Origin of the sequence: Citrobacter sp. Cpo012 (assembly GCF_030333015.1) — a bacterium.
GTDB classification, from domain to species: Bacteria; Pseudomonadota; Gammaproteobacteria; order Enterobacterales; family Enterobacteriaceae; genus Citrobacter; species Citrobacter portucalensis.
Window position 1 is genome coordinate 17,067 of record NZ_JAOWGR010000033.1, and the last position, 22,363, is coordinate 39,429.

A 22,363-nucleotide genomic window follows, 5' to 3' on the forward strand; every position below is an offset into this window, starting at 1 on the left:
TTAACGCACGCTTACTTTTCCTGAAGTCCGAGTTTTTTCTCCAGGTAGTGGATATTGGTTCCACCGTGCTGGAAGTGCTCGTCATTCATGATACGGATCTGCAGGTCAACGTTGGTTTTGATACCGTCGATGATCAGTTCCTGCAATGCGTTTTTCATACGGGCGATAGCGACGTCGCGGTTTTCGCCATAGCAGATCAGCTTACCGATCATTGAGTCATAGTACGGAGGTACGGTGTAGCCTGCGTAAATATGAGACTCCCAACGCACACCAAAGCCACCCGGTGCGTGGAAACGCGTGATTTTACCCGGGCTTGGCAGGAAGGTGTTCGGGTCTTCGGCGTTGATACGGCATTCTACCGCATGGCCTTTAACCACAACTTCGTCCTGCTTGATGGACAGCGGTTGACCCGCTGCGATGCGCAGCTGCTCTTTGATCAGATCAACGCCGGTGATCATTTCGGTTACCGGGTGTTCAACCTGAATACGGGTGTTCATCTCAATGAAGTAGAATTCGCCGTTTTCGAACAGGAACTCGAAAGTACCCGCCCCGCGATAGCCGATATCAACACACGCTTTGGCGCAACGCTCGCCGATGTAGCGACGCAGTTCCGGGGTAATGCCCGGCGCTGGTGCTTCTTCGACAACTTTCTGGTGACGACGCTGCATGGAGCAGTCACGTTCTGCCAGATAAATTGCGTTACCCTGACCGTCAGCCAGCACCTGAATTTCAATGTGGCGTGGGTTTTCCAGGTATTTCTCCATGTAGACCATGTCGTTATTGAAAGCGGCTTTTGCTTCCGCTTTGGTCATGGAGATGGATTGTGCCAGTTCGGCATCGCTGCGCACGACGCGCATACCGCGACCGCCGCCGCCGCCGGAGGCTTTGATGATAACCGGGTAGCCGATGCGTTTAGCATGAGCGCGGTTAGCGTCCATGTCATCGCCCAGCGGGCCGTCAGAGCCTGGGACTGTCGGTACGCCCGCTTTCTTCATCGCGGTGATTGCAGACACTTTGTCGCCCATCAGGCGGATGGTGTCGGCTTTCGGGCCGATGAAGATAAAGCCAGAACGCTCTACCTGCTCAGCAAAGTTGGCGTTCTCAGAGAGGAAGCCATAGCCCGGGTGAATTGCCACCGCGCCGGTGATTTCAGCGGCGCTGATGATAGCCGGGATGTTCAGATAGCTTTTTACGGACGGAGCCGGGCCGATACAGACCGTCTCATCCGCCAGCAATACGTGTTTTAAATCGCGATCCGCACTTGAATGCACAGCGACAGTCTTGATGCCCAGTTCTTTACAGGCACGAAGAATACGCAGGGCAATCTCGCCGCGGTTGGCGATAACAATTTTATCCAACATGTTCGCCTCGTTATTCGATGACGACCAGCGGCTCGTCAAATTCTACCGGTTGACCACTTTCTACCAGGATCGCTTTAACTACGCCGGATTTGTCGGCTTCGATCTGGTTCATCATTTTCATGGCTTCAACGATGCACAGGGTATCGCCCGCATTCACTTTCTGTCCGATTTCGATGAACGCTTTAGCATCCGGGCTCGGGGTGCGGTAGAACGTACCAACCATTGGGGAGCGTACGATGTGACCACTGATTTCCGCTGCTGCCGGAGCTTCCATACTTGGAGAGGCAGTTTGTGCGACAGCGTTAGACAGAGCTGGTTGCTGCATCACTGGTGCAGCATAAGCCTGTTGCATCATCGGAAAACTTGCAGCTGGCGCTGCACGGCTGATGCGTACAGATTCTTCGCCTTCAGAAATTTCCAGTTCGGAGATGCCTGATTCTTCAACCAGCTCGATCAGCTTTTTAATCTTACGAATATCCATGAGTGGGTTCCGTACTCTTTGTTTAGTGAGATTGTGACAGGCGTTTTACCGCCGTCTGTATAGCATTTTTATAACAGTGAGTGACAAGATGCCACGCATCTCAGGCGCTGCACTGGGTGCTGCTGCCATTAAGTGAGATTGCCAGACTTGTTAGTCATTGTGCGGCTATCTTCTGCCATTTTCGGGTAAAAGACAAAATATACCTTCAATATGCGATTGTCACCCTTTCAGCGCCTTAAAAACGCTACCGGGGATAGCAAAGTCGCACATTATAACTATTTCGTAGCAATTGGCAGCTAAATACTGGTCTTATCAGGGAAGATAATCAACCGTTAACATGTAAAGAAAATCGGATCGTCCGTGTTTTGCAACGCACTGCACATATCGTGAAACTACCGCCACCACTGGCGAAACTTCTTGTAACGGCACGCTAACAGCACCGCAGCGAGCGCTGCATAAATAATCGGTTGAGGGGAGATAATTTTTACCGACCACAGATAATGTATGGGTGCCAGGATCGCCACAAGATAGACGAAGTTGTGCAAATACTGCCAGTTTTTACCCAGCTTTCGCTGTGCAGCCTGCGTGGACGTTAAGGTGAGGGCGAATAATATGACCCAACTGACAATGCCCAAGGTTAAATAAGGTCGCGTAATTAATTCCCGCCCTAACAACGCCAGATTATTAATGCCCAGTTCCAGTAACGCGTAGCTGGTTAAATGCAGTGTTGCCCAGGCGAAACACCATAGCCCTAACAGGCGACGTGTGCGTATCAATAATGGCTGTTTAGCGTAGCGCGCGAGTGGAGAGACCAGCAAGGTCGCCAGCAAGAATTTCAGAGCTGTCCTACCGGTAAAGTGCTGGATATCTTTGACCGGATCGGCGCTCAGGCCGCCGTGATTTATCGCCCAAAATAGCCAGATAAACGGCAAAAAACCGGCAAGATGCAGGCAAACTTTCAGCCCGGTAATATACTTTGCGGTCAGTCGCACTTAAAAATTCTCCTGCAAATTGAGTCCGCGATACAGTGACGCAACCTCTTCGGCATAGCCGTTAAACATCAGCGTAGGCTGACGCTGTACGTCCAGAATACCGCCAGCGCCAATAAAACGCTCAGTGGCCTGGGACCAGCGGGGATGATCGACATGCGGATTCACGTTGGCATAAAACCCGTATTCATTGGGCGCGGCCAGATTCCAGGTTGTCGGAGGGCGTTCGCGCGTGAGTTTGATACTCACGATCGACTTAATGCCTTTAAATCCATATTTCCACGGCACAATTAAGCGAATGGGCGCGCCATTTTGTGGCGGAAGGGCCTTACCATAAACCCCCACGGTAAGCAGTGTGAGTGGGTGCATTGCTTCATCCAGGCGCAACCCTTCAACATAGGGATACTTCAGCCCGCCGCCAATAAAGCGATCTTTTTGTCCTGGCATTTCTTCCGGTGCGTACAGCGTTTCGAACGCGACATACTTCGCATTGCTGGTGGGTTCTACCTGCGCCAACAGTTTATGTAACGGAAAGCCAATCCACGGCACGACCATTGACCAGGCTTCCACGCAGCGCATGCGGTAAATCCGTTGCTCCAGCGGGAAACGGGTGGTCAAGGTATCGTGATCGAGAGTGAGTGGTTTGGCGACCTCACCACTGATTTTTAATGTCCACGGATCGGTTTTCAGGCTACCCGCGTTGGCTGCCGGATCCGCTTTGTCGAGACCGAATTCATAGAAGTTGTTGTAGCCAGAAACTTTATCCGCTGGGGTTAAAGGAAGCGAATTTTGCCAGGCGGCGGGCTTGCTGAAATCAAGCGGCTTTCCCGCGGGCGCGGGCGGGCGGTCATTACCCTTAAACCAACTCAGAAGGTCAGCCTGCGCAGAGTGGGGTAAAGACAACGCGGCTGCGCTGATCCCTAATGCTTTCAGCACATGGCGACGCTGCATAAAAAAAGCCGACTCGTCAGTGACGTCGGCTTCTGTAAATGGACGTAATTTCTTCATAACAGACTCCCGGCTTACGCGTCATAACTGACAGGGGACGCGTAGTTAATATGGCAGGGAGTCTGTAGATGTGCCGCGAAATTTCGTTAATTAAGTGTAAATTTCTGCGCCAGGGTCTGTTACTTCACCTTCACCAGCGTACGGCCTTGCACCTGGTTATTGATGATGGCATCGGCGAACTTCGGCGCATCCGCCAGCGTAATTTCCGTTGCCGCCTGAGCATAGAAAGATTCCGGCAGATCCTTAACCAGACGAGCCCAGGCTTCTGCACGGCGTGTCGGCGGGGTCATCACCGAGTCCACTCCTTGCAAACGAACGTTACGCAGAATGAATGGCATTACCGTGGTTGGCAGAGCGAAACCGCCCGCCAGACCGCAGGCGGCAACACAGCCGCCGTAGTTCATCTGCGCGAGGACTTTCGCCAGAACTTTGTCGCCAACGGTATCCACCGCGCCAGCCCACAGCTGTTTTTCCAGCGGGCGAGATTCAGCAAATTCATCGCGGCCAAGAATACGATTAGCGCCCAGGCTTTTCAGGTAGTCGTGGGTGCTTTCACGACCCGAAACCGCCGCAACCTGATAACCCAGTTTATGCAGTAACGCAACGGCCGTGCTGCCCACGCCTCCGCTGGCACCAGTGACGACAATCTCACCGTCTTGCGGACGAATTCCTGCATCTTCAAGCGCCATGACGCAAAGCATGGCGGTAAAGCCAGCGGTACCGATGACCATGGCTTTACGTCCATCCAGCCCTTTTGGCAGCGCAACCAGCCAGTCGCCTTTCACGCGTGCGCGTTCTGCCAGTCCACCCCAATGATTTTCACCTACGCCCCAACCGGTCAGTAAAACCTCCTGACCCGCATGAAAACGGGGATCTTCGCTTGCACGCACGGTACCAGCGAAATCGATACCAGGAATCATCGGAAAATTACGAATGATTTTTCCCTTGCCGGTGATAGCCAGGGCGTCTTTATAGTTCAGGCTTGACCAGTGGACATCCACCGTTACATCGCCTTCCGGTAGCTGATTTTCGTCGAGGGGTTGAACGGATGCGAGGGTTTTTCCGTCCTGCTGTTCTAAGATCAAAGCCTGCATAACCTGTCCTCAATTCGTATAGTGGATTGGAAAATTAATAATGAAGACTATACTCGCTAATCAAAACATGATGCCGATTCTGCGCAATAAATTGCCAGATATACCTGATTTGGTAGTATGCCCTCACAGTTTGTATAAATTGGCGGATTTTGCGGTCAGTTTTGCATTTTAGAGTCGATTTATCACTTTCAGGCCTGTTTCATAACTGTCGGAGTTAACACAAGGATGCGATTAACGACGAAATTTTCAGCTTTTGTCACGCTGCTTACTGGGTTAACGATCTTCGTGACTCTGATCGGCTGTTCGCTGAGTTTCTACAACGCTATTCAATATAAGTTCACCACGCGCGTTCATGCGGTCGCGACGGCGATTGATACGCATCTGGTCTCCAGAGATGTCGTTGCGTTAACCCCGCAAATCGATGAACTGATGGTTTCTGTTGATATCGTTCGCATCGAACTGTTGCAGGGCGAAAACGTGGTGTATGACCACTCACGGACCAGCAGCTACCGACCGGCAGGGACAAACAATCTCTACCGCGAGATTACCGTACCGTTGGTCAAGCATCCGGGTATGTCATTGCGTCTGGTTTATCAGGATCCGATGGGTAACTATTTCCATTCGCTACTGACCACCGCACCGCTCACGATAGCCATTGCTTTCATTATTCTGATGCTCTTTTTGTCTGTGCGCTGGCTTCAGCGCCAGCTTTCGGGTCAGGAGCTGCTGGAGATTCGTTCCACGCGTATTCTGAACGGCGAACGTGGACCGAACGTGCGGGGAACGGTCTATGAATGGCCTGCGCGTACCAGCAGTGCGCTCGATATGCTGCTGACTGAAATTCAAAATGCCCGCGAGCAACGCAGCCGCCTGGATACGCTGATTCGTTCCTATGTCGCGCAGGATACAAAAACCGGGCTAAGCAACCGCTTGTTTTTTGATAACCAACTGGCCACGCTGCTGGAAGATCAGGAAAAAGTAGGCTCGCATGGCGTCGTGATGATGGTGCGCCTGCCGGACTTTACGCTGCTGCGTGATAGCTGGGGAATCACCCTCGCGGAAGAACAAATCTCGACGCTGATCAATTTGTTGTCGACTTTTATGACGCGCTATCCGGGCGCGTTGCTGGCGCGCTACCACCGTAGCGATTTTGCTATCCTGCTGCCGCACCGTACTCTGAAAGAGGCGGAAAGTATCGCCGGGCAATTATTAAAAGCGGTAGATGCACTTCCGGCTAATAAAATGATCGATCGTGCCGATATGGTTCATATTGGCATTTGCGTTTGCCGCAGCGGTCAGTCGCCGGAGCAAGTGATGGATCATGCTGAAGCCGCCACCCGGAATTCGGTATTGCAGGGCGGAAATAGCTGGTCGGTCTATGATGACTCGCTGCCGGAAAAAGGTCGGGGCAACGTACGCTGGCGAACGCTGATCGAACAGATGCTCAGCCGGGGCGGGCCAAGAATTTATCAAAAGCCTGCAGTAACGCGCGAAGGTCGGGTGCATCATCGGGAGTTGATGTGCCGTATTTTTGATGGCAACGAAGAGGTCATTTCGGCGGAATATATGCCGATGGTCCTGCAATTTGGTCTGGCAGAAGAATATGACCGTTTGCAGATAAGCCGTCTGATCCTGCTTTTGGGCTACTGGCCGCAGGAAAATCTGGCGATGCAGACAACGGTTGAATCGCTTATTCGTCCACGTTTTCAGCGCTGGCTGCGTGATACGCTGATGCAGTGCGAAAAATCATTACGCAAACGCATAATTATTGAACTTGCTGAGGCAGATGTCTGTCAACATATCAGCCGGTTACAGCCCGTTATCAGATTGATGAATGCGCTGGGCGTGCGTATTGCCGTTACGCAGGCGGGGTTAACGCTGGTGAGCACCAGTTGGATCAAAGAGCTTAACGTTGAGTTATTGAAGCTACATCCAAGTCTGGTGAGGAACATTGATAAGCGAACGGAAAATCAGCTTCTGGTTCAAAGCCTGGTGGAGGCCTGTTCGGGAACACCCACGCAGGTTTACGCCACGGGCGTACGTTCGCGTAGTGAGTGGCATACGCTGACAGAACGCGGAGTTGCGGGTGGGCAAGGGGATTTTTTTGCCGCATCACAACCACTTGACACTAACGTGAAAAAATATTCGCAAAGATACTCGGTTTAACCTGCCGTTTAATTTGTTTTCACGTAGAATAACGCGCGCTGTGCCTTCTGGGGGTGTGCTTGCCTGCTCGCCAGGTTGTAACAGCAAACATGCAGGTGAATGACCTTTGACAGGTTGCAAACAAAAGCGAGGAGTGCTGCTGATTTATTCAGCCCTGATGGACTCAGGCCGGTTTTGTAACAAAGGAAACGAACTGCACTAATTTTCACCGTAGCAGATGATTTTTGCGCCTTGTCGCTGCTGCGTGTGGTTGGTAAAGTAAGCGGATTTTGTTTTCCGCCCCAGCTTTCAGGATTATCCCTTAGTATGTTGAAAAAATTTCGTGGCATGTTTTCCAATGACCTGTCCATTGACCTGGGTACCGCGAATACCCTTATTTATGTAAAAGGACAAGGCATCGTATTGAATGAGCCTTCTGTTGTGGCCATTCGTCAGGATCGTGCCGGTTCGCCGAAAAGCGTGGCTGCAGTAGGTCATGATGCGAAGCAGATGCTGGGTCGTACGCCGGGCAATATCGCTGCAATTCGCCCAATGAAAGACGGCGTTATCGCTGACTTCTTCGTGACTGAAAAAATGCTCCAGCACTTTATCAAGCAAGTGCACAGCAATAGCTTCATGCGCCCAAGCCCGCGCGTACTGGTGTGTGTACCGGTTGGAGCAACTCAGGTTGAACGCCGTGCGATCCGTGAATCCGCTCAGGGCGCAGGTGCTCGTGAAGTCTTCCTGATCGAAGAGCCGATGGCGGCCGCGATCGGTGCGGGTCTGCCAGTCTCTGAAGCAACCGGTTCAATGGTTGTTGATATCGGTGGTGGTACCACTGAAGTTGCCGTTATCTCCCTGAACGGCGTGGTTTACTCCTCTTCTGTCCGTATTGGCGGCGACCGCTTCGATGAAGCCATCATTAATTATGTTCGTCGTAACTACGGTTCTCTGATCGGTGAAGCGACCGCAGAACGTATTAAACACGAGATCGGTTCCGCTTATCCGGGCGACGAAGTGCGCGAAATCGAAGTTCGCGGTCGTAACCTGGCTGAAGGCGTTCCGCGCGGCTTTACCCTGAACTCTAACGAGATTCTGGAAGCCCTGCAGGAACCACTGACCGGTATCGTGAGCGCAGTAATGGTTGCACTGGAACAGTGCCCGCCGGAACTGGCGTCTGACATCTCCGAACGCGGTATGGTGCTGACCGGTGGCGGTGCGTTGCTGCGTAACCTTGACCGTCTGTTAATGGAAGAAACCGGTATTCCAGTTGTTGTTGCTGAAGATCCGCTGACCTGCGTGGCGCGCGGTGGCGGCAAGGCGCTGGAAATGATCGACATGCACGGCGGCGACCTGTTCAGCGAAGAGTAATCGGATGCAGGTTGGGTAGCCCCCGCGGGTTGCCCTTCCGCTCTGATACGAGAATACGCATAGACTATGAAGCCAATTTTTAGCCGTGGCCCGTCGCTACAGATTCGCCTTATTCTGGCGGTGCTGGTGGCGCTCGGCGTTATTATTGCCGACAGCCGCCTGGGTACGTTTAGTCAAATCCGAACGTACATGGATACCGCCGTCAGTCCTTTCTACTTTATCTCAAATGGTCCTCGTGAATTACTCGACGGCGTGTCGCAAACGCTGGCTTCGCGTGACCAACTCGAACTTGAAAACCGGGCGTTGCGTCAGGAACTGCTGCTGAAAAACAGCGAACTGCTGATGCTGGGGCAATACAAACAGGAGAACGCGCGTTTGCGTGAGCTGCTGGGATCGCCATTGCGTCAGGACGAACAAAAGATGGTGACGCAGGTCATCTCAACGGTTAATGACCCTTACAGCGATCAGGTTGTGATCGACAAAGGGAGCGTTAACGGCGTCTACGAAGGCCAGCCGGTTATTAGCGACAAAGGCGTAGTAGGTCAGGTCGTGGCGGTGGCTAAATTGACCAGCCGCGTGCTACTGATTTGCGATGCGACGCATGCGCTGCCCATTCAGGTACTGCGTAACGATATCCGCGTGATCGCTGCGGGTAACGGCTGCACCGACGATCTTCAGCTCGAACACCTGCCGGCTAACACCGACATTCGCGTTGGCGATGTGCTGGTCACCTCGGGTCTGGGTGGACGTTTCCCTGAAGGTTATCCGGTTGCTGTTGTTTCTTCCGTTAAGCTGGACACTCAGCGCGCTTATACCGTGATTCAGGCTCGCCCGACTGCGGGTCTGCAGCGTCTGCGCTATCTGCTGCTGTTGTGGGGTGCCGATCGTAATGGCGCAAACCCGATGACGCCGGAAGAAGTACACCGCGTTGCTAATGAACGACTGATGCAAATGATGCCGCAAGTTCTGCCTGCACCAGATACCATGGGACCGCCTGCGCCAATACCAGCACCTGCAACAGGCGTGGCTCCAGCGCCCGCAGATACCACGCCGCCACAACCTGCTCCGCGTAAGCCGGGAGGACAGTAAGTGGCAAGCTATCGTAGCCAGGGACGTTGGGTGATTTGGCTCTCGTTCCTTATTGCACTGTTGCTGCAAGTCATGCCCTGGCCGGATGACATTCTGGTTTTCCGGCCAAACTGGGTGCTGCTCATCTTGTTGTATTGGATCCTGGCACTGCCGCATCGCGTAAATGTGGGCACGGGATTTGTGGTGGGTGCCATACTGGATCTCATCAGCGGCTCCACGCTTGGCGTGCGCGCATTGTCGATGAGTATCATTGCTTATCTGGTCGCGTTGAAATTCCAGCTATTCCGAAACCTCGCGCTCTGGCAACAGGCGCTGGTGGTCATGTTGTTATCACTGGTCGTGGATATTATTGTTTTCTGGGCCGAGTTTTTAGTGATCAACGTCTCTTTCAGACCTGAAGTGTTCTGGAGTAGTGTAGTGAATGGTGTGCTTTGGCCATGGCTATTCTTACTGATGCGTAAAGTCCGTCAGCAGTTTGCGGTGCAATAAGGTTGATATGAATACTCTGTATCTTGCTTCAGGTTCTCCACGTCGTCAGGAGTTGCTCGCTCAGCTTGGTGTTACGTTTGAACGACTGGTCCCTGGGATTGAAGAACAGCGTCACCCGCAGGAAAGCGCGCAGCAGTACGTTTCCCGTCTGGCGCGCGAAAAAGCGCAGGCTGGCGTAGTGCTGGCACAGCGCGATTTGCCGGTATTGGGTGCGGATACCATCGTTATCCTTAATGGCGAAGTGTTGGAAAAACCGCACGACGCCGACCATGCCGCAGCAATGCTGCGCAAACTGTCGGGCAAAACGCATCAAGTTATGACGGCCGTGGCACTGGCCGATCGCCAGCACAGTCTGGACTGCCTGGTTGTGACGGAAGTGACGTTCAGAGCACTAACCGATGAGGACATCGCGGGCTATGTTGCCAGCGGTGAACCAATGGATAAAGCAGGTGCATACGGTATTCAAGGGTTGGGTGGCTGTTTTGTCAGGAAGATAAATGGCAGCTATCACGCCGTAGTCGGCTTACCGCTGGTAGAAACGTATGAGTTGCTGACCAATTTTAACGCACTGCGTGAGAAAAGGGATAAACATGACGGCTGAATTGTTGGTAAACGTAACGCCATCGGAAACTCGGGTGGCTTACATTGATGGTGGTATTCTGCAGGAAATTCATATTGAACGTGAGGCGCGACGCGGAATCGTAGGCAATATCTACAAAGGTCGTGTAAGTCGTGTACTTCCGGGTATGCAGGCGGCTTTTGTAGATATTGGACTGGATAAAGCCGCATTTCTTCACGCTTCTGACATCATGCCGCACACCGAATGCGTGGCGGGTGAAGAACAAAAACAGTTCACCGTACGCGACATCTCTGAACTGGTGCGCCAGGGTCAGGATCTGATGGTGCAAGTGGTAAAAGATCCGTTGGGAACTAAAGGCGCACGCCTGACGACGGACATCACGCTTCCTTCCCGTTATCTCGTCTTTATGCCGGGGGCTTCGCACGTTGGCGTATCCCAACGTATCGAAAGCGAAACCGAACGCGAACGCCTGAAAAAAGTGGTGGCGGATTACTGCGATGAGCAGGGTGGCTTCATCATTCGCACGGCTGCGGAAGGCGTATGCGAAGAGGATCTGGCCTCGGATGCTGCCTACCTGAAGCGCGTCTGGACGAAAGTCATGGAGCGTAAAAAGCGCCCGCAAACGCGCTACCAGATGTACGGTGAATTGGCCCTGGCACAGCGCGTGTTGCGTGACTTTGCCGATGCGCAGCTTGACCGCATCCGCGTCGACTCCCGTCTGACCTATGAGGCGTTACTGGAATTTACGGCGGAATATATCCCCGAGATGACCAGCAAGCTGGAACATTACAGCGGGCGCCAGCCTATTTTTGATCTCTTTGACGTTGAGAATGAAATCCAGCGCGCGCTGGAACGCAAAGTTGAGCTGAAGTCCGGCGGCTATCTGATCATCGATCAAACCGAAGCGATGACCACCGTCGATATCAATACCGGCGCGTTTGTTGGGCATCGTAATCTCGACGACACTATCTTTAATACTAATATTGAAGCAACGCAGGCCATTGCTCGTCAGCTGCGTCTGCGTAACCTCGGCGGTATTATCATTATCGATTTTATCGACATGAATAATGAAGATCACCGTCGCCGGGTGCTGCACTCCCTGGAGCAGGCTCTGAGCAAGGATCGCGTAAAAACCAGCATTAACGGTTTTTCACAGCTGGGCCTGGTGGAGATGACGCGCAAACGCACACGTGAAAGCGTGGAACATGTACTGTGCAACGAGTGTCCGACCTGCCATGGGCGTGGTACGGTGAAAACGGTGGAAACCGTATGCTATGAAATCATGCGCGAAATCGTGCGCGTACACCATGCATATGACTCTGACCGTTTCCTGGTTTATGCCTCTCCGGCAGTGGCTGAAACCCTGAAAGGTGAAGAGTCACATGCGCTGGCGGAAGTTGAGATCTTTGTCGGCAAACAGGTCAAAGTACAAATCGAACCGCTGTATAACCAGGAGCAGTTCGACGTCGTCATGATGTAAATCGTGTAGTGGCACCCGCGCATGTAGGCCGGATAAGGCGCAAGCGCCGTTATCCGGCAATATTCACTCAAGGGGTGTGAGTCATATTTTTTGGTAGACAAGGAGAGGCGCGTGAGGCGATTGCCGGGGATTTTACTGCTCACTGGAGCCGCATTCGTTGTCATCGCAGCGCTGCTGGTCAGTGGACTGCGCCTTGCGTTACCTCATCTTGATAGCTGGCGTCCGGCCATTCTTGGCAAGATTGAATCCGCCACAGGTCTGCCTGTTTCCGCTAGCCAGCTTTCTGCCAGCTGGCAAAATTTCGGTCCTACGCTTGAAGCGCGCAATATCCATGCGCAGCTGAAAGATGGGGGAGAATTTTCGGTAAAACGCGTCACGCTGGCGCTGGATGTCTGGCAAAGTTTGCTACACATGCGCTGGCAGTTTCGCGATCTCACCTTCTGGCAACTGCAGTTGCGCACCAATACGCCTATCCAGCGCAGCGAAGGCGGAGATGGGATTGAAACCGGCCATCTCAGCGATCTCTTCCTGCGTCAGTTCGATCATTTCGATCTACGCGACAGCCATATCAGCTTTATAACCCTCTCAGGTCAACGTGCTGAACTGGCGATCCCCCAGCTTACCTGGTTGAATGGTAAAAATCGGCATCGCGCCGAGGGTCAGGTCAGCCTCTCCAGCCTGACCGGACAGCACGGCATTATGCAGGTGCGTATGGACCTGCGTGATGACGAAGGGCTGTTGAATAACGGTCGAGTTTGGCTGCAGGCAGACGACATCGACGTCAAACCATGGCTGGGCAAATGGATGCAGGATAATGTCGCGCTACAAACCGCGCGTTTTAGCCTGGAAGCATGGATGACGATCAGCAAAGGCGTCGTTTCTGGTGGCGATGTCTGGCTGAAAAAAGGCGGGGCAAGTTGGCTGGGTGAAAATCGTACGCACACGCTCTCCGTCGATAATCTGACGGCGCACATCAGCCGTGAAGAGCCGGGCTGGCAATTCTCTATTCCCGATACGCGTATCACCATGGATGATAAGCCCTGGCCGAGCGGGGCATTAACGCTGGCCTGGATCCCTGAGCAGGAAGTCGGTGGCGAGAATAACAAACGCAGTGATGAGCTACGCATTCGCGCCAGTAATCTGGAATTGGCCGGGTTAGAAGGACTGCGTCCGATGGCGTCCAGGTTATCGCCTGCGCTGGGTGATATCTGGCGGGCCACGCAACCCAGCGGCAAAATAGATGTGCTTGCGCTGGATATCCCGTTACAGGCGACAGAAAAAACCCGCTTCCTGTCCTCGTGGACCGATTTGGCCTGGAAACAGTGGAAGCTGCTGCCGGGGGCAGAACATTTCTCCGGTACGCTTGCGGGCAGCGTTGAAAATGGGGCGCTTACCGCCTCCATGAAACAAGCAAAAATGCCGTATGAAACCGTCTTCCGCGCGCCGCTGGAAATAGAGAACGGCGTGGCGACGCTAAGCTGGCTGAAGAATGATAAAGGCTTCCAGTTAGACGGGCGCAACATTGATGTTAAAGCGAAAGCGGTACATGCGCGCGGTGGTTTTCGCTATCTGCAACCGGCTGATGATGAGCCATGGTTGGGCATTCTGGCCGGTATCAGCACCGACGATGGCTCCCAGGCCTGGCGCTATTTCCCGGAAAACCTGATGGGTAAGGATCTGGTTGACTACCTCAGCGGCGCTATTCAGGGCGGCGAAGCGGATAACGCCACGCTGGTGTATGGCGGTAACCCGAATCTGTTCCCGTATCTGCACAATGAAGGGCAGTTTCAGGTCCTGGTGCCGCTACGCAATGCGAAATTTGCTTTCCAGCCCGACTGGCCTGCGCTAACCGATCTTAATATCGAACTAAACTTCATTAACGATGGCCTGTGGATGAAGACGGATAGCGTCAATCTAGGCGGCGTGAAGGCCAGTAACCTGACGGCTAATATTCCCGACTATGCAAAAGAAAAGCTGCTGATTGATGCCGATATCAACGGGCCAGGCAAGGCGGTTGGACCTTATTTTGATGAGACTCCGTTGAAGGATTCTCTCGGCGCCACGCTGGAACAGTTGCAAATTGACGGTGATGTGAATGCTCGCTTACATCTTGATATTCCGCTAGACGGCTCGCTGGTTACCGCCAAAGGCGACGTCAACCTGCGTAATAACAGCTTGTTTATTAAACCACTCGACAGCACGCTGAAGAATTTGAATGGTAAATTCAGCTTTATCAACGGCGATCTGAAGAGCGAGCCGATGACGGCGAACTGGTTTAATCAGCCGCTGAACGTCGACTTCTCCACCACCGAAGGGGCGAAAGCCTATCAGGTAGCCGTGAACTTGCAAGGCGACTGGCAGCCAACCCGCATGGGGATTTTACCGGCGCAGGTCAACGATGCCTTAAGCGGTAGCATGGCGTGGAATGGCAAGGTGGGTATCGATCTTCCGTATCATGCCGGGCCGACCTACGACATTGAGCTAAAGGGTGACCTGAAGAATGTAAGTAGTCACTTACCTGCTCCGCTGAATAAAGCGCCCGGTGAAGCGTTGCCGGTGAATGTTAAGGCCAACGGTAATCTGCGCAGCTTTGAACTGACCGGCAATGCTGGCAGTAAGAACCACTTTAACAGCCGCTGGTTGCTGAATCAGAAACTGACGCTTGACCGCGCTATCTGGACGTCGGAAAGCCGTACTGTGCCCGCGTTACCCGATCAGCAAGGCATTGAGCTTAATCTTCCCCCTATGGATGGCGCGCAATGGCTGGCGTTGTTCCAAAAAGGCGCAGCGGATAACGTTGGCACTAATGCCAACTTCCCACAACGCATCACCGTGCGTACGCCATCATTATCCCTGGGCGGTCAGCAGTGGAATAATTTGAGTATTGTGTCTGAGCCTGCGAGCAATGGCTCCATCGTGCAGGCGCAGGGTCGTGAAATTAATGCCACGCTGGCGATGCGCAATAATGCGCCATGGCTGGCCAATATTAAGTATCTTTATTACAACCCCAGCGCGGCGAAAGCGTCACCGGGCAACACATCAGCCTCGCCGTTTTCCGCCGTGGACAACTTCAGCTTCCGCGGCTGGCCTGACCTTCAGTTACGCTGTGCCGAGTGCTGGATGTGGGGACAGAAATATGGGCGCATTGATGCCGATGTAGCAATTAAAGGCGACACGCTAACGTTGAGCAACGGTCTGTTGGATACGGGCTTTGCCAGACTGACCACCGATGGCGTGTGGGTGAATGCGCCGGGCAAAGAGCGAACGTCACTGAAGGGTAAACTGAGCGGTAATAAAATTGACTCTGCGGCCAGTTTCTTTGGCGTATCGACCCCGATTCGTAATTCTTCGTTCAACGTGGAGTATGACCTGCACTGGCGTAACCCGCCGTGGGATCCGGACGAAGCATCGCTGAATGGGATTTTGCGTACCCGGTTGGGCAAAGGTGAGCTTACCGAACTCAGTACCGGGCATGCGGGGCAACTGTTGCGACTGCTGAGCTTTGATGCGTTGCTACGTAAACTACGTTTTGATTTTAGCGATACCTTCAGTGAAGGTTTCTATTTCGACTCGATTCGCAGCACGGCGTGGATTAAAGATGGTGTGATGCATACCGACGACACGCTGGTGGATGGTCTGGAGGCAGACATTGCGATGAAAGGCTCAGTGAACCTGGTCCGTCGGGAGCTGGATATGGAAGCCATTGTCGCGCCTGAAATTTCTGCCACCGTAGGGGTTGCCGCTGCGTTTGCTGTCAACCCGATTGTCGGCGCGGCGGTATTTGCTGCCAGTAAGGTTCTGGGGCCATTATGGAGCAAAGTTTCGATTCTGCGCTATCGCATCACCGGTCCGGTCGATAAACCGCAGATTAACGAAGTTCTGCGTCAGCCGCGCAAAGAAAGCCAGCAATGATTTGACGGGGGCAAGTAATTGCCCCAATCTCAGTACATAGTATTGCCGGATGGAGCAGCGCTTATCCGGCCTACAGTAGCCTAACAACGTAGGCCGGATAAGGCGTTTTTGCCGCCATCCGGCAGAATTAAATGAGTAACCAAAACGATGAGTCTGAACCTGGTAAGTGAACAATTGCTAGCGGCGAATGGCCTGAAACATCAGGATCTGTTTGCCATTCTGGGCCAACTGGCCGAACGCCGTCTTGACTACGGCGATCTCTATTTTCAGTCGAGCTATCACGAATCCTGGGTTTTAGAAGACCGCATCATTAAAGACGGCTCTTACAATATCGATCAGGGTGTTGGCGTGCGCGCCATCAGCGGCGAAAAAACAGGGTTTGCCTATGCAGACCAGATCAGCCTGCTGGCGCTGGAGCAAAGTGCTCATGCTGCCCGTACTATCGTGCGTGACAGCGGTGACGGCAAAGTAAAAACGCTAGGAGCGGTTGAGCATCAGGCGCTTTACACTTCGGTTGATCCGTTACAGAGCATGAGCCGCGAAGAGAAACTGGATATTCTGCGTCGCGTTGATAGCGTGGCCCGTGCCGCCGACAAACGCGTCCAGGAAGTAACCGCCAGCCTGACCGGTGTTTATGAACTGATCCTGGTAGCAGCGACCGACGGTACGTTGGCCGCTGACGTTCGCCCGCTGGTACGCCTGTCCGTAAGCGTCCAGGTCGAAGAGGACGGTAAGCGCGAGCGCGGTGCCAGCGGTGGTGGCGGTCGTTTTGGCTATGACTATTTCCTTGGCGACCTTGATGGTGAAGTCCGTGCTGACGCGTGGGCGAAAGAAGCCGTACGCATGGCGTTAGTTAATTTGTCCGCGGTAGCAGCGCCTGCTGGTACGCTGCCGGTAGTACTCGGCGCTGGCTGGCCTGGCGTTCTGCTGCATGAAGCGGTCGGTCATGGTCTGGAAGGTGACTTTAACCGCCGTGGTACCTCGGTATTCAGCGGTCACATGGGTGAGCTGGTGGCGTCGGAACTGTGTACCGTTGTGGATGATGGCACAATGGCGGACCGTCGTGGCTCTGTGGCTATTGATGATGAAGGCACACCGGGTCAGTACAACGTGCTGATCGAAAACGGTATTCTGAAAGGCTACATGCAGGACAAACTGAACGCGCGCCTGATGGGCGTCGCGCCAACGGGTAACGGTCGCCGTGAATCTTACGCGCACCTGCCGATGCCACGTATGACCAACACCTACATGCTGCCGGGGAAATCCACGCCGCAGGAAATCATCGAATCCGTTGAATACGGTATTTATGCACCTAACTTCGGCGGCGGCCAGGTGGATATCACCTCCGGGAAATTTGTGTTCTCGACGTCTGAAGCGTATCTGATTGAAAACGGTAAAGTAACCAAACCGGTGAAAGGCGCGACGCTGATTGGGTCTGGTATCGAAGCGATGCAGCAGATTTCAATGGTAGGTAACGACCTGAAGCTGGATAACGGGGTTGGTGTGTGCGGTAAAGAAGGGCAGAGCCTGCCGGTGGGCGTGGGCCAGCCGACGCTGAAGGTGGATAACCTGACGGTGGGGGGTACTGCATAACATCATGATGTATGCCCGATAAGCACCAGCGCTATCGGGCATCTTTCCGGACGCGGCGTCAACGCCTTATCCGGCCAATACTCTTTTTATTTCTCTTTTCCCCGGCCGTACATCCCCTGAAAAAGCTGCGCTACATCAACAAAATACTCCGTCAGATAGTTAATCACCACCTGGACCTTGAGCGGCAGTTTGTCTTTTTCGGTATATAGCGCATAGACCGGACGCGGATCCGACTGGTAGCGGGGAAGGAGGATCTCCACTTCGCCACGATTGATCTCATTGATCACCCACATCAGCGGCACATAGGCAATGCCCGCACCCGCAGCCAGCCAGCGCACCAATGTCATCGGATCGTTAGTCACAAAACGACCCTCTGGGATCAGGCGGGTGGAAATTCCTTCCGGAGCGATAAGCTCGAATTCATTATCCGGGCGCACGCTGTATTCCAGCCACGAGTGGTTGCTGAGATCGGCGGGTTTCTCCGGGGCACCAAACTGTGCGAGATAGCTTTTAGCCGCGCAGACTACCATCGGCATGGCACCCAGGCGACGCGAGAACAGACTGGAGTCCTGCAACGCACCGACGCGGATAACCACGTCCAGACCATCGGCAATTAAATCCGGGGCCGGGATGCCTGTTACCAGATTTACCGTCAGACCGGGGTATTCCTTCAGCATTGTCGCGGTCAATCCGGCGAGGACATTTTGTGCCATGGTTGAAGAACAACCAATGCGCAGCGTGCCGATGGGCGTGTTGTTAAAGGCATAAAGCTGCTCGTGAACATCCTGCGCTTCGTGCAGCATTCTCCGGCAGCCCTGGTAGTAAATTTTACCGGCTTCGGTCAGCCCAATGCTGCGTGTACTGCGGTTTAGCAGCTTAACCTGTAGCTCATCTTCCAGTTTGGAGACCGTCTGGCTTATCGATGAAACGCTCATTTGTAGCTGTCTTGCGGCGGCGGTGAAGGAGCCCAGTTCGACGACTTTGGCGAACACCGACATACGTTTTAATCGTTCCATTGTTCACTCTGGCTTAAAAGTGATTTAGATCACATAATATAGATAACAGCATAACAGTTACGTTAATATATTATTATTCAAATAACAGCTATGTCGCTCTCGCCTGGCTCATCCTTGCCCTTCTCTGCGGTGACATACGCTAGAAAATCTATCACCTGCACTCTCTTAAGTTACCAAGGTCAACATGAGTCTGTTTCCCGTTATCGTGGTGTTTGGTTTGTCCTTCCCACCGATTTTTTTCGAATTACTTTTGTCACTGGCGATTTTCTGGCTGGTGCGCCGGATGCTGGTTCCAACCGGCATCTATGATTTTGTCTGGCATCCGGCTCTGTTTAACACCGCGCTGTATTGCTGCCTGTTCTATTTAATAACGCGCCTGTTCGTTTGAGGTTGAAGTGAAAACACTAACAAAAAAACTCTCCCGTACGGCCACGACTCTCGTACTGGTCATTCTGGCCTTCATCGCTATTTTTCGCGCATGGGTGTATTACACCGAGTCGCCATGGACACGTGATGCGCGTTTCAGCGCGGAAGTTGTCGCTATTGCGCCGGATGTTGCGGGTCTTATTTCCAACGTTAACGTCCATGATAACCAACTGGTGAAAAAGGATCAGATTCTGTTCACCATCGATCAGCCACGCTATAAGAAAGCCCTTGAGCAGGCCGAAGCTGATGTTTCTTATTATCAGGTTCTGGCCCAGGAAAAACGCCAGGAGGCTGGCCGTCGTAACCGCCTGGGCGTGCAGGCCATGTCTCGTGAAGAGATTGACCAGTCAAACAACGTCCTGCAAACCGTATTACACCAGCTTGCGAAAGCACAAGCGACCCGCGACCTGGCAAAATTAGATCTGGAACGTACCGTCATTCGCGCACCAGCAGACGGTTGGGTCACTAACCTGAACGTTTATAGCGGCGAATTTATTACGCGTGGTTCCACAGCGGTGGCACTGGTCAAACAGCATTCTTTCTATGTGCTGGCTTATATGGAAGAAACCAAACTAGAAGGCGTTCGCCCTGGTTATCGCGCTGAGATCACCCCGTTGGGCAGTAATAATGTCTTAAAAGGTACCGTTGATAGCGTGGCGGCGGGGGTAACAAATGCCAGCAGTACGCAGGATGCAAAAGGTATGGCGACCATTGATTCAAATCTGGAATGGGTGCGCCTGGCGCAGCGTGTACCGGTGCGAATCCGCCTTGATGAGCAGAAGGGAACTCTGTGGCCTGCCGGGACAACGGCTACCGTTGTCATTACCGGTAAGCAGGACCGTGATGCAAGCCAGGAGTCCTTCTTCCGTAAAATGGCGCACCGCCTGCGCGAGTTTGGTTAATCGCGATGGGTATTTTCTCCATTGCCAATCAGCATATCCGCTTTGCGGTAAAACTGGCGTGCGCGATTGTACTGGCGCTGTTCGTTGGTTTTCACTTCCAACTTGAGACTCCGCGTTGGGCGGTGCTGACTGCAGCCATTGTGGCGGCAGGCCCGGCCTTTGCTGCCGGTGGGGAACCCTATTCAGGGGCTATTCGCTATCGCGGCATGCTGCGTATTGTCGGGACATTTATCGGTTGTATTGCCGGACTGATCATTATCATCAGTATGATCCGCGCTCCGTTATTGATGATCCTGGTGTGCTGTATCTGGGCCGGATTTTGTACCTGGATCTCGTCACTGGTGAAGATCGAGAACTCCTATGCCTGGGGGCTTTCGGGCTATACGGCGCTGATCATCGTCATTACCATTCAGGCTGAACCGCTGCTGACGCCACAATTTGCGCTCGAACGTTGCAGTGAAATTGTGATGGGGATTGTCTGTGCCATTGTGGCCGATCTACTTTTCTCTCCCCGTTCGATAAAACAAGAGATTGATGTTGAGCTGGACAGCCTGCTGGTGGCGCAATATCAACTAATGCAGTTGTGCATTAAGCACGGCGACAGCGAGGTTGTGGATAAAGCCTGGGGCGATTTAGTCCGTCGTACGGCAGCGCTGGAAGGTATGCGCAGTAACCTGAATATGGAGTCTTCACGCTGGGGGCGTGCTAACCGCAGGCTTAAGGCATTGAACACGCTGTCGCTCACGCTCATCACGCAGTCCTGTGAAACCTATCTTATTCAGAACACCCGACCGGAACTGATTACTGATACTTTCCGCGAGTTGTTCGATACGCCGGTTGAAACGGTGCAGGATGTCCATAAACAGTTGAAGCGGATGCGTCGGGTTATTGTCTGGACTGGCGAACGTGAAACACCGGTAACGATTTATAGCTGGGCAGGTGCGGCGACGCGCTACCTGCTGCTCAAACGTGGTGTGGTGAGTAATACCAAGATTAGCACTACGGAAGAAGAGATCCTGCAAGGTGAGCCGGTGGTGAAAGTGGAGTCTGCCGAGCGTCATCATGCGATGGTTAACTTCTGGCGTACCACGCTTTCTTGTGTGCTGGGGACCTTATTCTGGCTATGGACCGGATGGACCTCCGGCAGCGGTGCAATGGTGATGATTGCGGTCGTCACATCGCTGGCAATGCGTTTGCCAAATCCTCGCATGGTGGCGATAGACTTTATCTATGGGACGTTGGCAGCGTTACCGCTCGGAGCGCTCTATTTCCTGGTGATTATCCCTAATACGCAACAAAGTATGCTGTTACTGTGCCTGAGCCTGGCGGTGCTGGGATTCTTTCTGGGGATTGAGGTACAGAAACGACGGCTGGGATCGATGGGGGCGCTGGCCAGCACCATTAATATCATTGTGCTGGATAACCCGATGACCTTCCACTTTAGCCAGTTCCTTGATAGTGCGCTGGGGCAGATTGTTGGCTGCGTGTTGGCGTTTATCGTCATTCTGCTGGTGCGTGATAACTCTCGTGACAGAACAGGCCGCGTATTGCTCAACCAGTTTGTTTCGGCGGCGGTTTCAGCAATGACCACCAATGTAGTCCGTCGTAAAGAAAATCATCTTCCGGCACTTTATCAGCAGCTGTTTTTGCTGATGAACAAGTTTCCCGGCGATCTGGCGAAGTTTCGCCTGGCGCTGACGATGATCATCGCGCACCAGCGCCTGCGTGATGCACCGGTACCGGTAAACGAGGATCTATCCGCATTCCATCGCCAGCTTCGTCGTACTGCCGATCACGTAATTTCAGCAGGAAATGACGACAAGCGCCGGCGCTACTTTAGCCAGTTACTGGAGGAGCTTGAGGTCTACCAGGAGAAATTAATTATCTGGCAAGCACCGCCGCAGGTGACCGAGCCGGTAAAACGACTCAGTGGGATGCTGCACAAATACCAGCATGCGCTGGTCAGTAATTAAGAGTTGTAAACCGACGCTAAAAGCGTCGGTTTTTTTATGGCTATACTTACCTGAAAATGCGAGAGACCCCTGGATATTGGCGGTCTGTAGAGTAGCTGGCGTCGGGATGGTGGCTATAGATGAGCATCTATACATTTGATTTTGACGAGATAGAAGATCAGGGCGATTTCTACCGCGAGTTCACGCGCACATTCGGTCTGGCCCGGGAAAAGGTTGTTGATTTGGATTCTCTGTGGGAGGTGGTGATCGGGGAGGTCTTGCCGCTGCCGCTGGAAATTGAATTTGTCCATTTACCGGACAAGCTGCGCAGGCGATACGGCGCGTTGATTTTACTGTTCGATGAAGCGGAAGAAGAGCTTGAAGGGCAGTTGCGTTTTAACGTTCGTCACTCAATGTAAGACATAAAAAAGCCCCCGGCAGGCGGGGGCAAGTCGTCGGACTTAGACGACGAGGG

General features: G+C 53.1%; 18 protein-coding genes. 12 read left to right on the forward strand and 6 right to left on the reverse strand.

What is annotated here, in order from left to right; all coding sequences use genetic code 11:
• Positions 1–11: 11 nt before the first annotated feature.
• The 5 genes from accC to acuI all read right to left on the reverse strand — a co-directional run bounded on the left by accC (position 12) and on the right by acuI (position 4,933).
• Positions 12–1,361 carry an acetyl-CoA carboxylase biotin carboxylase subunit gene (gene accC / locus OGX90_RS04380; RefSeq protein WP_003828838.1) on the reverse strand — a complete coding sequence of 450 codons (1,350 nt, stop codon included), beginning with the start codon at positions 1,359–1,361 and terminating at the stop codon, positions 12–14.
• A 10-nt stretch (positions 1,362–1,371) separates the two neighbouring features.
• The gene (accB, locus tag OGX90_RS04385; RefSeq protein ID WP_003025210.1) at positions 1,372–1,842 is read right to left on the reverse strand and encodes an acetyl-CoA carboxylase biotin carboxyl carrier protein; all 471 of its coding nucleotides are present in this window, start codon (positions 1,840–1,842) and stop codon (positions 1,372–1,374) included.
• 392 nt (positions 1,843–2,234) lie between these two features.
• Positions 2,235–2,834 carry a protein-methionine-sulfoxide reductase heme-binding subunit MsrQ gene (gene msrQ, locus OGX90_RS04390; RefSeq protein ID WP_048236876.1) on the reverse strand — a complete coding sequence of 200 codons (600 nt, stop codon included), beginning with the start codon at positions 2,832–2,834 and terminating at the stop codon, positions 2,235–2,237.
• Positions 2,835–3,839, reverse strand: coding sequence for a protein-methionine-sulfoxide reductase catalytic subunit MsrP (msrP, locus tag OGX90_RS04395; RefSeq protein WP_057067970.1), 1,005 nt, complete (start codon positions 3,837–3,839; stop codon positions 2,835–2,837).
• Between the two features lie 119 nt (positions 3,840–3,958).
• Positions 3,959–4,933, reverse strand: coding sequence for an acrylyl-CoA reductase (NADPH) (acuI, locus tag OGX90_RS04400; protein WP_008785963.1), 975 nt, complete (start codon positions 4,931–4,933; stop codon positions 3,959–3,961).
• A 225-nt stretch (positions 4,934–5,158) separates the two neighbouring features.
• On the opposite strand from acuI, the gene csrD reads away from it, so the two are divergent.
• The 8 genes from csrD to tldD all read left to right on the forward strand — a co-directional run bounded on the left by csrD (position 5,159) and on the right by tldD (position 17,592).
• Entirely contained in the window at positions 5,159–7,099 is a 1,941-nt protein-coding gene (gene csrD, locus OGX90_RS04405) for an RNase E specificity factor CsrD (RefSeq protein ID WP_048215442.1), read from the forward strand.
• Between the two features lie 306 nt (positions 7,100–7,405).
• A complete protein-coding gene (mreB, locus tag OGX90_RS04410) occupies positions 7,406–8,449 on the forward strand; it encodes a rod shape-determining protein MreB (RefSeq protein ID WP_000913396.1) in 1,044 nt (347 codons plus the stop codon).
• A 66-nt stretch (positions 8,450–8,515) separates the two neighbouring features.
• Positions 8,516–9,538, forward strand: a complete 1,023-nt coding sequence (mreC, locus tag OGX90_RS04415; protein WP_008785960.1) for a rod shape-determining protein MreC — start codon at positions 8,516–8,518, stop codon at positions 9,536–9,538.
• Positions 9,539–10,027 (forward strand): rod shape-determining protein MreD, encoded by a 489-nt coding sequence (mreD, locus tag OGX90_RS04420; RefSeq protein ID WP_003025196.1) that lies wholly within the window; start codon positions 9,539–9,541, stop codon positions 10,025–10,027.
• A 7-nt stretch (positions 10,028–10,034) separates the two neighbouring features.
• The gene (locus OGX90_RS04425; protein WP_057067977.1) at positions 10,035–10,628 is read left to right on the forward strand and encodes a Maf family protein; all 594 of its coding nucleotides are present in this window, start codon (positions 10,035–10,037) and stop codon (positions 10,626–10,628) included.
• Positions 10,618–12,087: a ribonuclease G gene (gene rng / locus OGX90_RS04430; protein WP_003025190.1), complete on the forward strand. Its 1,470-nt coding sequence runs from the start codon at positions 10,618–10,620 to the stop codon at positions 12,085–12,087. Before OGX90_RS04425 ends, rng begins: the two co-directional genes overlap by 11 nt.
• A gap of 111 nt (positions 12,088–12,198) precedes the next feature.
• The gene (gene yhdP, locus OGX90_RS04435; RefSeq protein ID WP_060683122.1) at positions 12,199–15,999 is read left to right on the forward strand and encodes an AsmA2 domain-containing protein YhdP; all 3,801 of its coding nucleotides are present in this window, start codon (positions 12,199–12,201) and stop codon (positions 15,997–15,999) included.
• A 147-nt stretch (positions 16,000–16,146) separates the two neighbouring features.
• The gene (tldD, locus tag OGX90_RS04440; protein ID WP_003025183.1) at positions 16,147–17,592 is read left to right on the forward strand and encodes a metalloprotease TldD; all 1,446 of its coding nucleotides are present in this window, start codon (positions 16,147–16,149) and stop codon (positions 17,590–17,592) included.
• Positions 17,593–17,678: 86 nt separating this feature from the next.
• Here the strand turns inward: tldD and aaeR are convergent, their stop codons facing one another.
• Positions 17,679–18,608, reverse strand: coding sequence for an HTH-type transcriptional activator AaeR (gene aaeR / locus OGX90_RS04445; protein WP_008785957.1), 930 nt, complete (start codon positions 18,606–18,608; stop codon positions 17,679–17,681).
• A gap of 184 nt (positions 18,609–18,792) precedes the next feature.
• On the opposite strand from aaeR, the gene aaeX reads away from it, so the two are divergent.
• From aaeX to OGX90_RS04465, 4 genes are all read left to right on the forward strand, one after another.
• Entirely contained in the window at positions 18,793–18,996 is a 204-nt protein-coding gene (gene aaeX / locus OGX90_RS04450; RefSeq protein WP_003828816.1) for a p-hydroxybenzoic acid efflux pump operon protein AaeX, read from the forward strand.
• A gap of 7 nt (positions 18,997–19,003) precedes the next feature.
• Complete coding sequence (aaeA, locus tag OGX90_RS04455; protein ID WP_286623238.1) at positions 19,004–19,936, forward strand: p-hydroxybenzoic acid efflux pump subunit AaeA; 933 nt, start codon at positions 19,004–19,006, stop codon at positions 19,934–19,936.
• Between the two features lie 5 nt (positions 19,937–19,941).
• The gene (aaeB, locus tag OGX90_RS04460) at positions 19,942–21,909 is read left to right on the forward strand and encodes a p-hydroxybenzoic acid efflux pump subunit AaeB (RefSeq protein ID WP_234692440.1); all 1,968 of its coding nucleotides are present in this window, start codon (positions 19,942–19,944) and stop codon (positions 21,907–21,909) included.
• A gap of 119 nt (positions 21,910–22,028) precedes the next feature.
• The gene (locus OGX90_RS04465; RefSeq protein ID WP_234692439.1) at positions 22,029–22,307 is read left to right on the forward strand and encodes a barstar family protein; all 279 of its coding nucleotides are present in this window, start codon (positions 22,029–22,031) and stop codon (positions 22,305–22,307) included.
• The last annotated feature ends 56 nt before the right edge of the window (positions 22,308–22,363 follow it).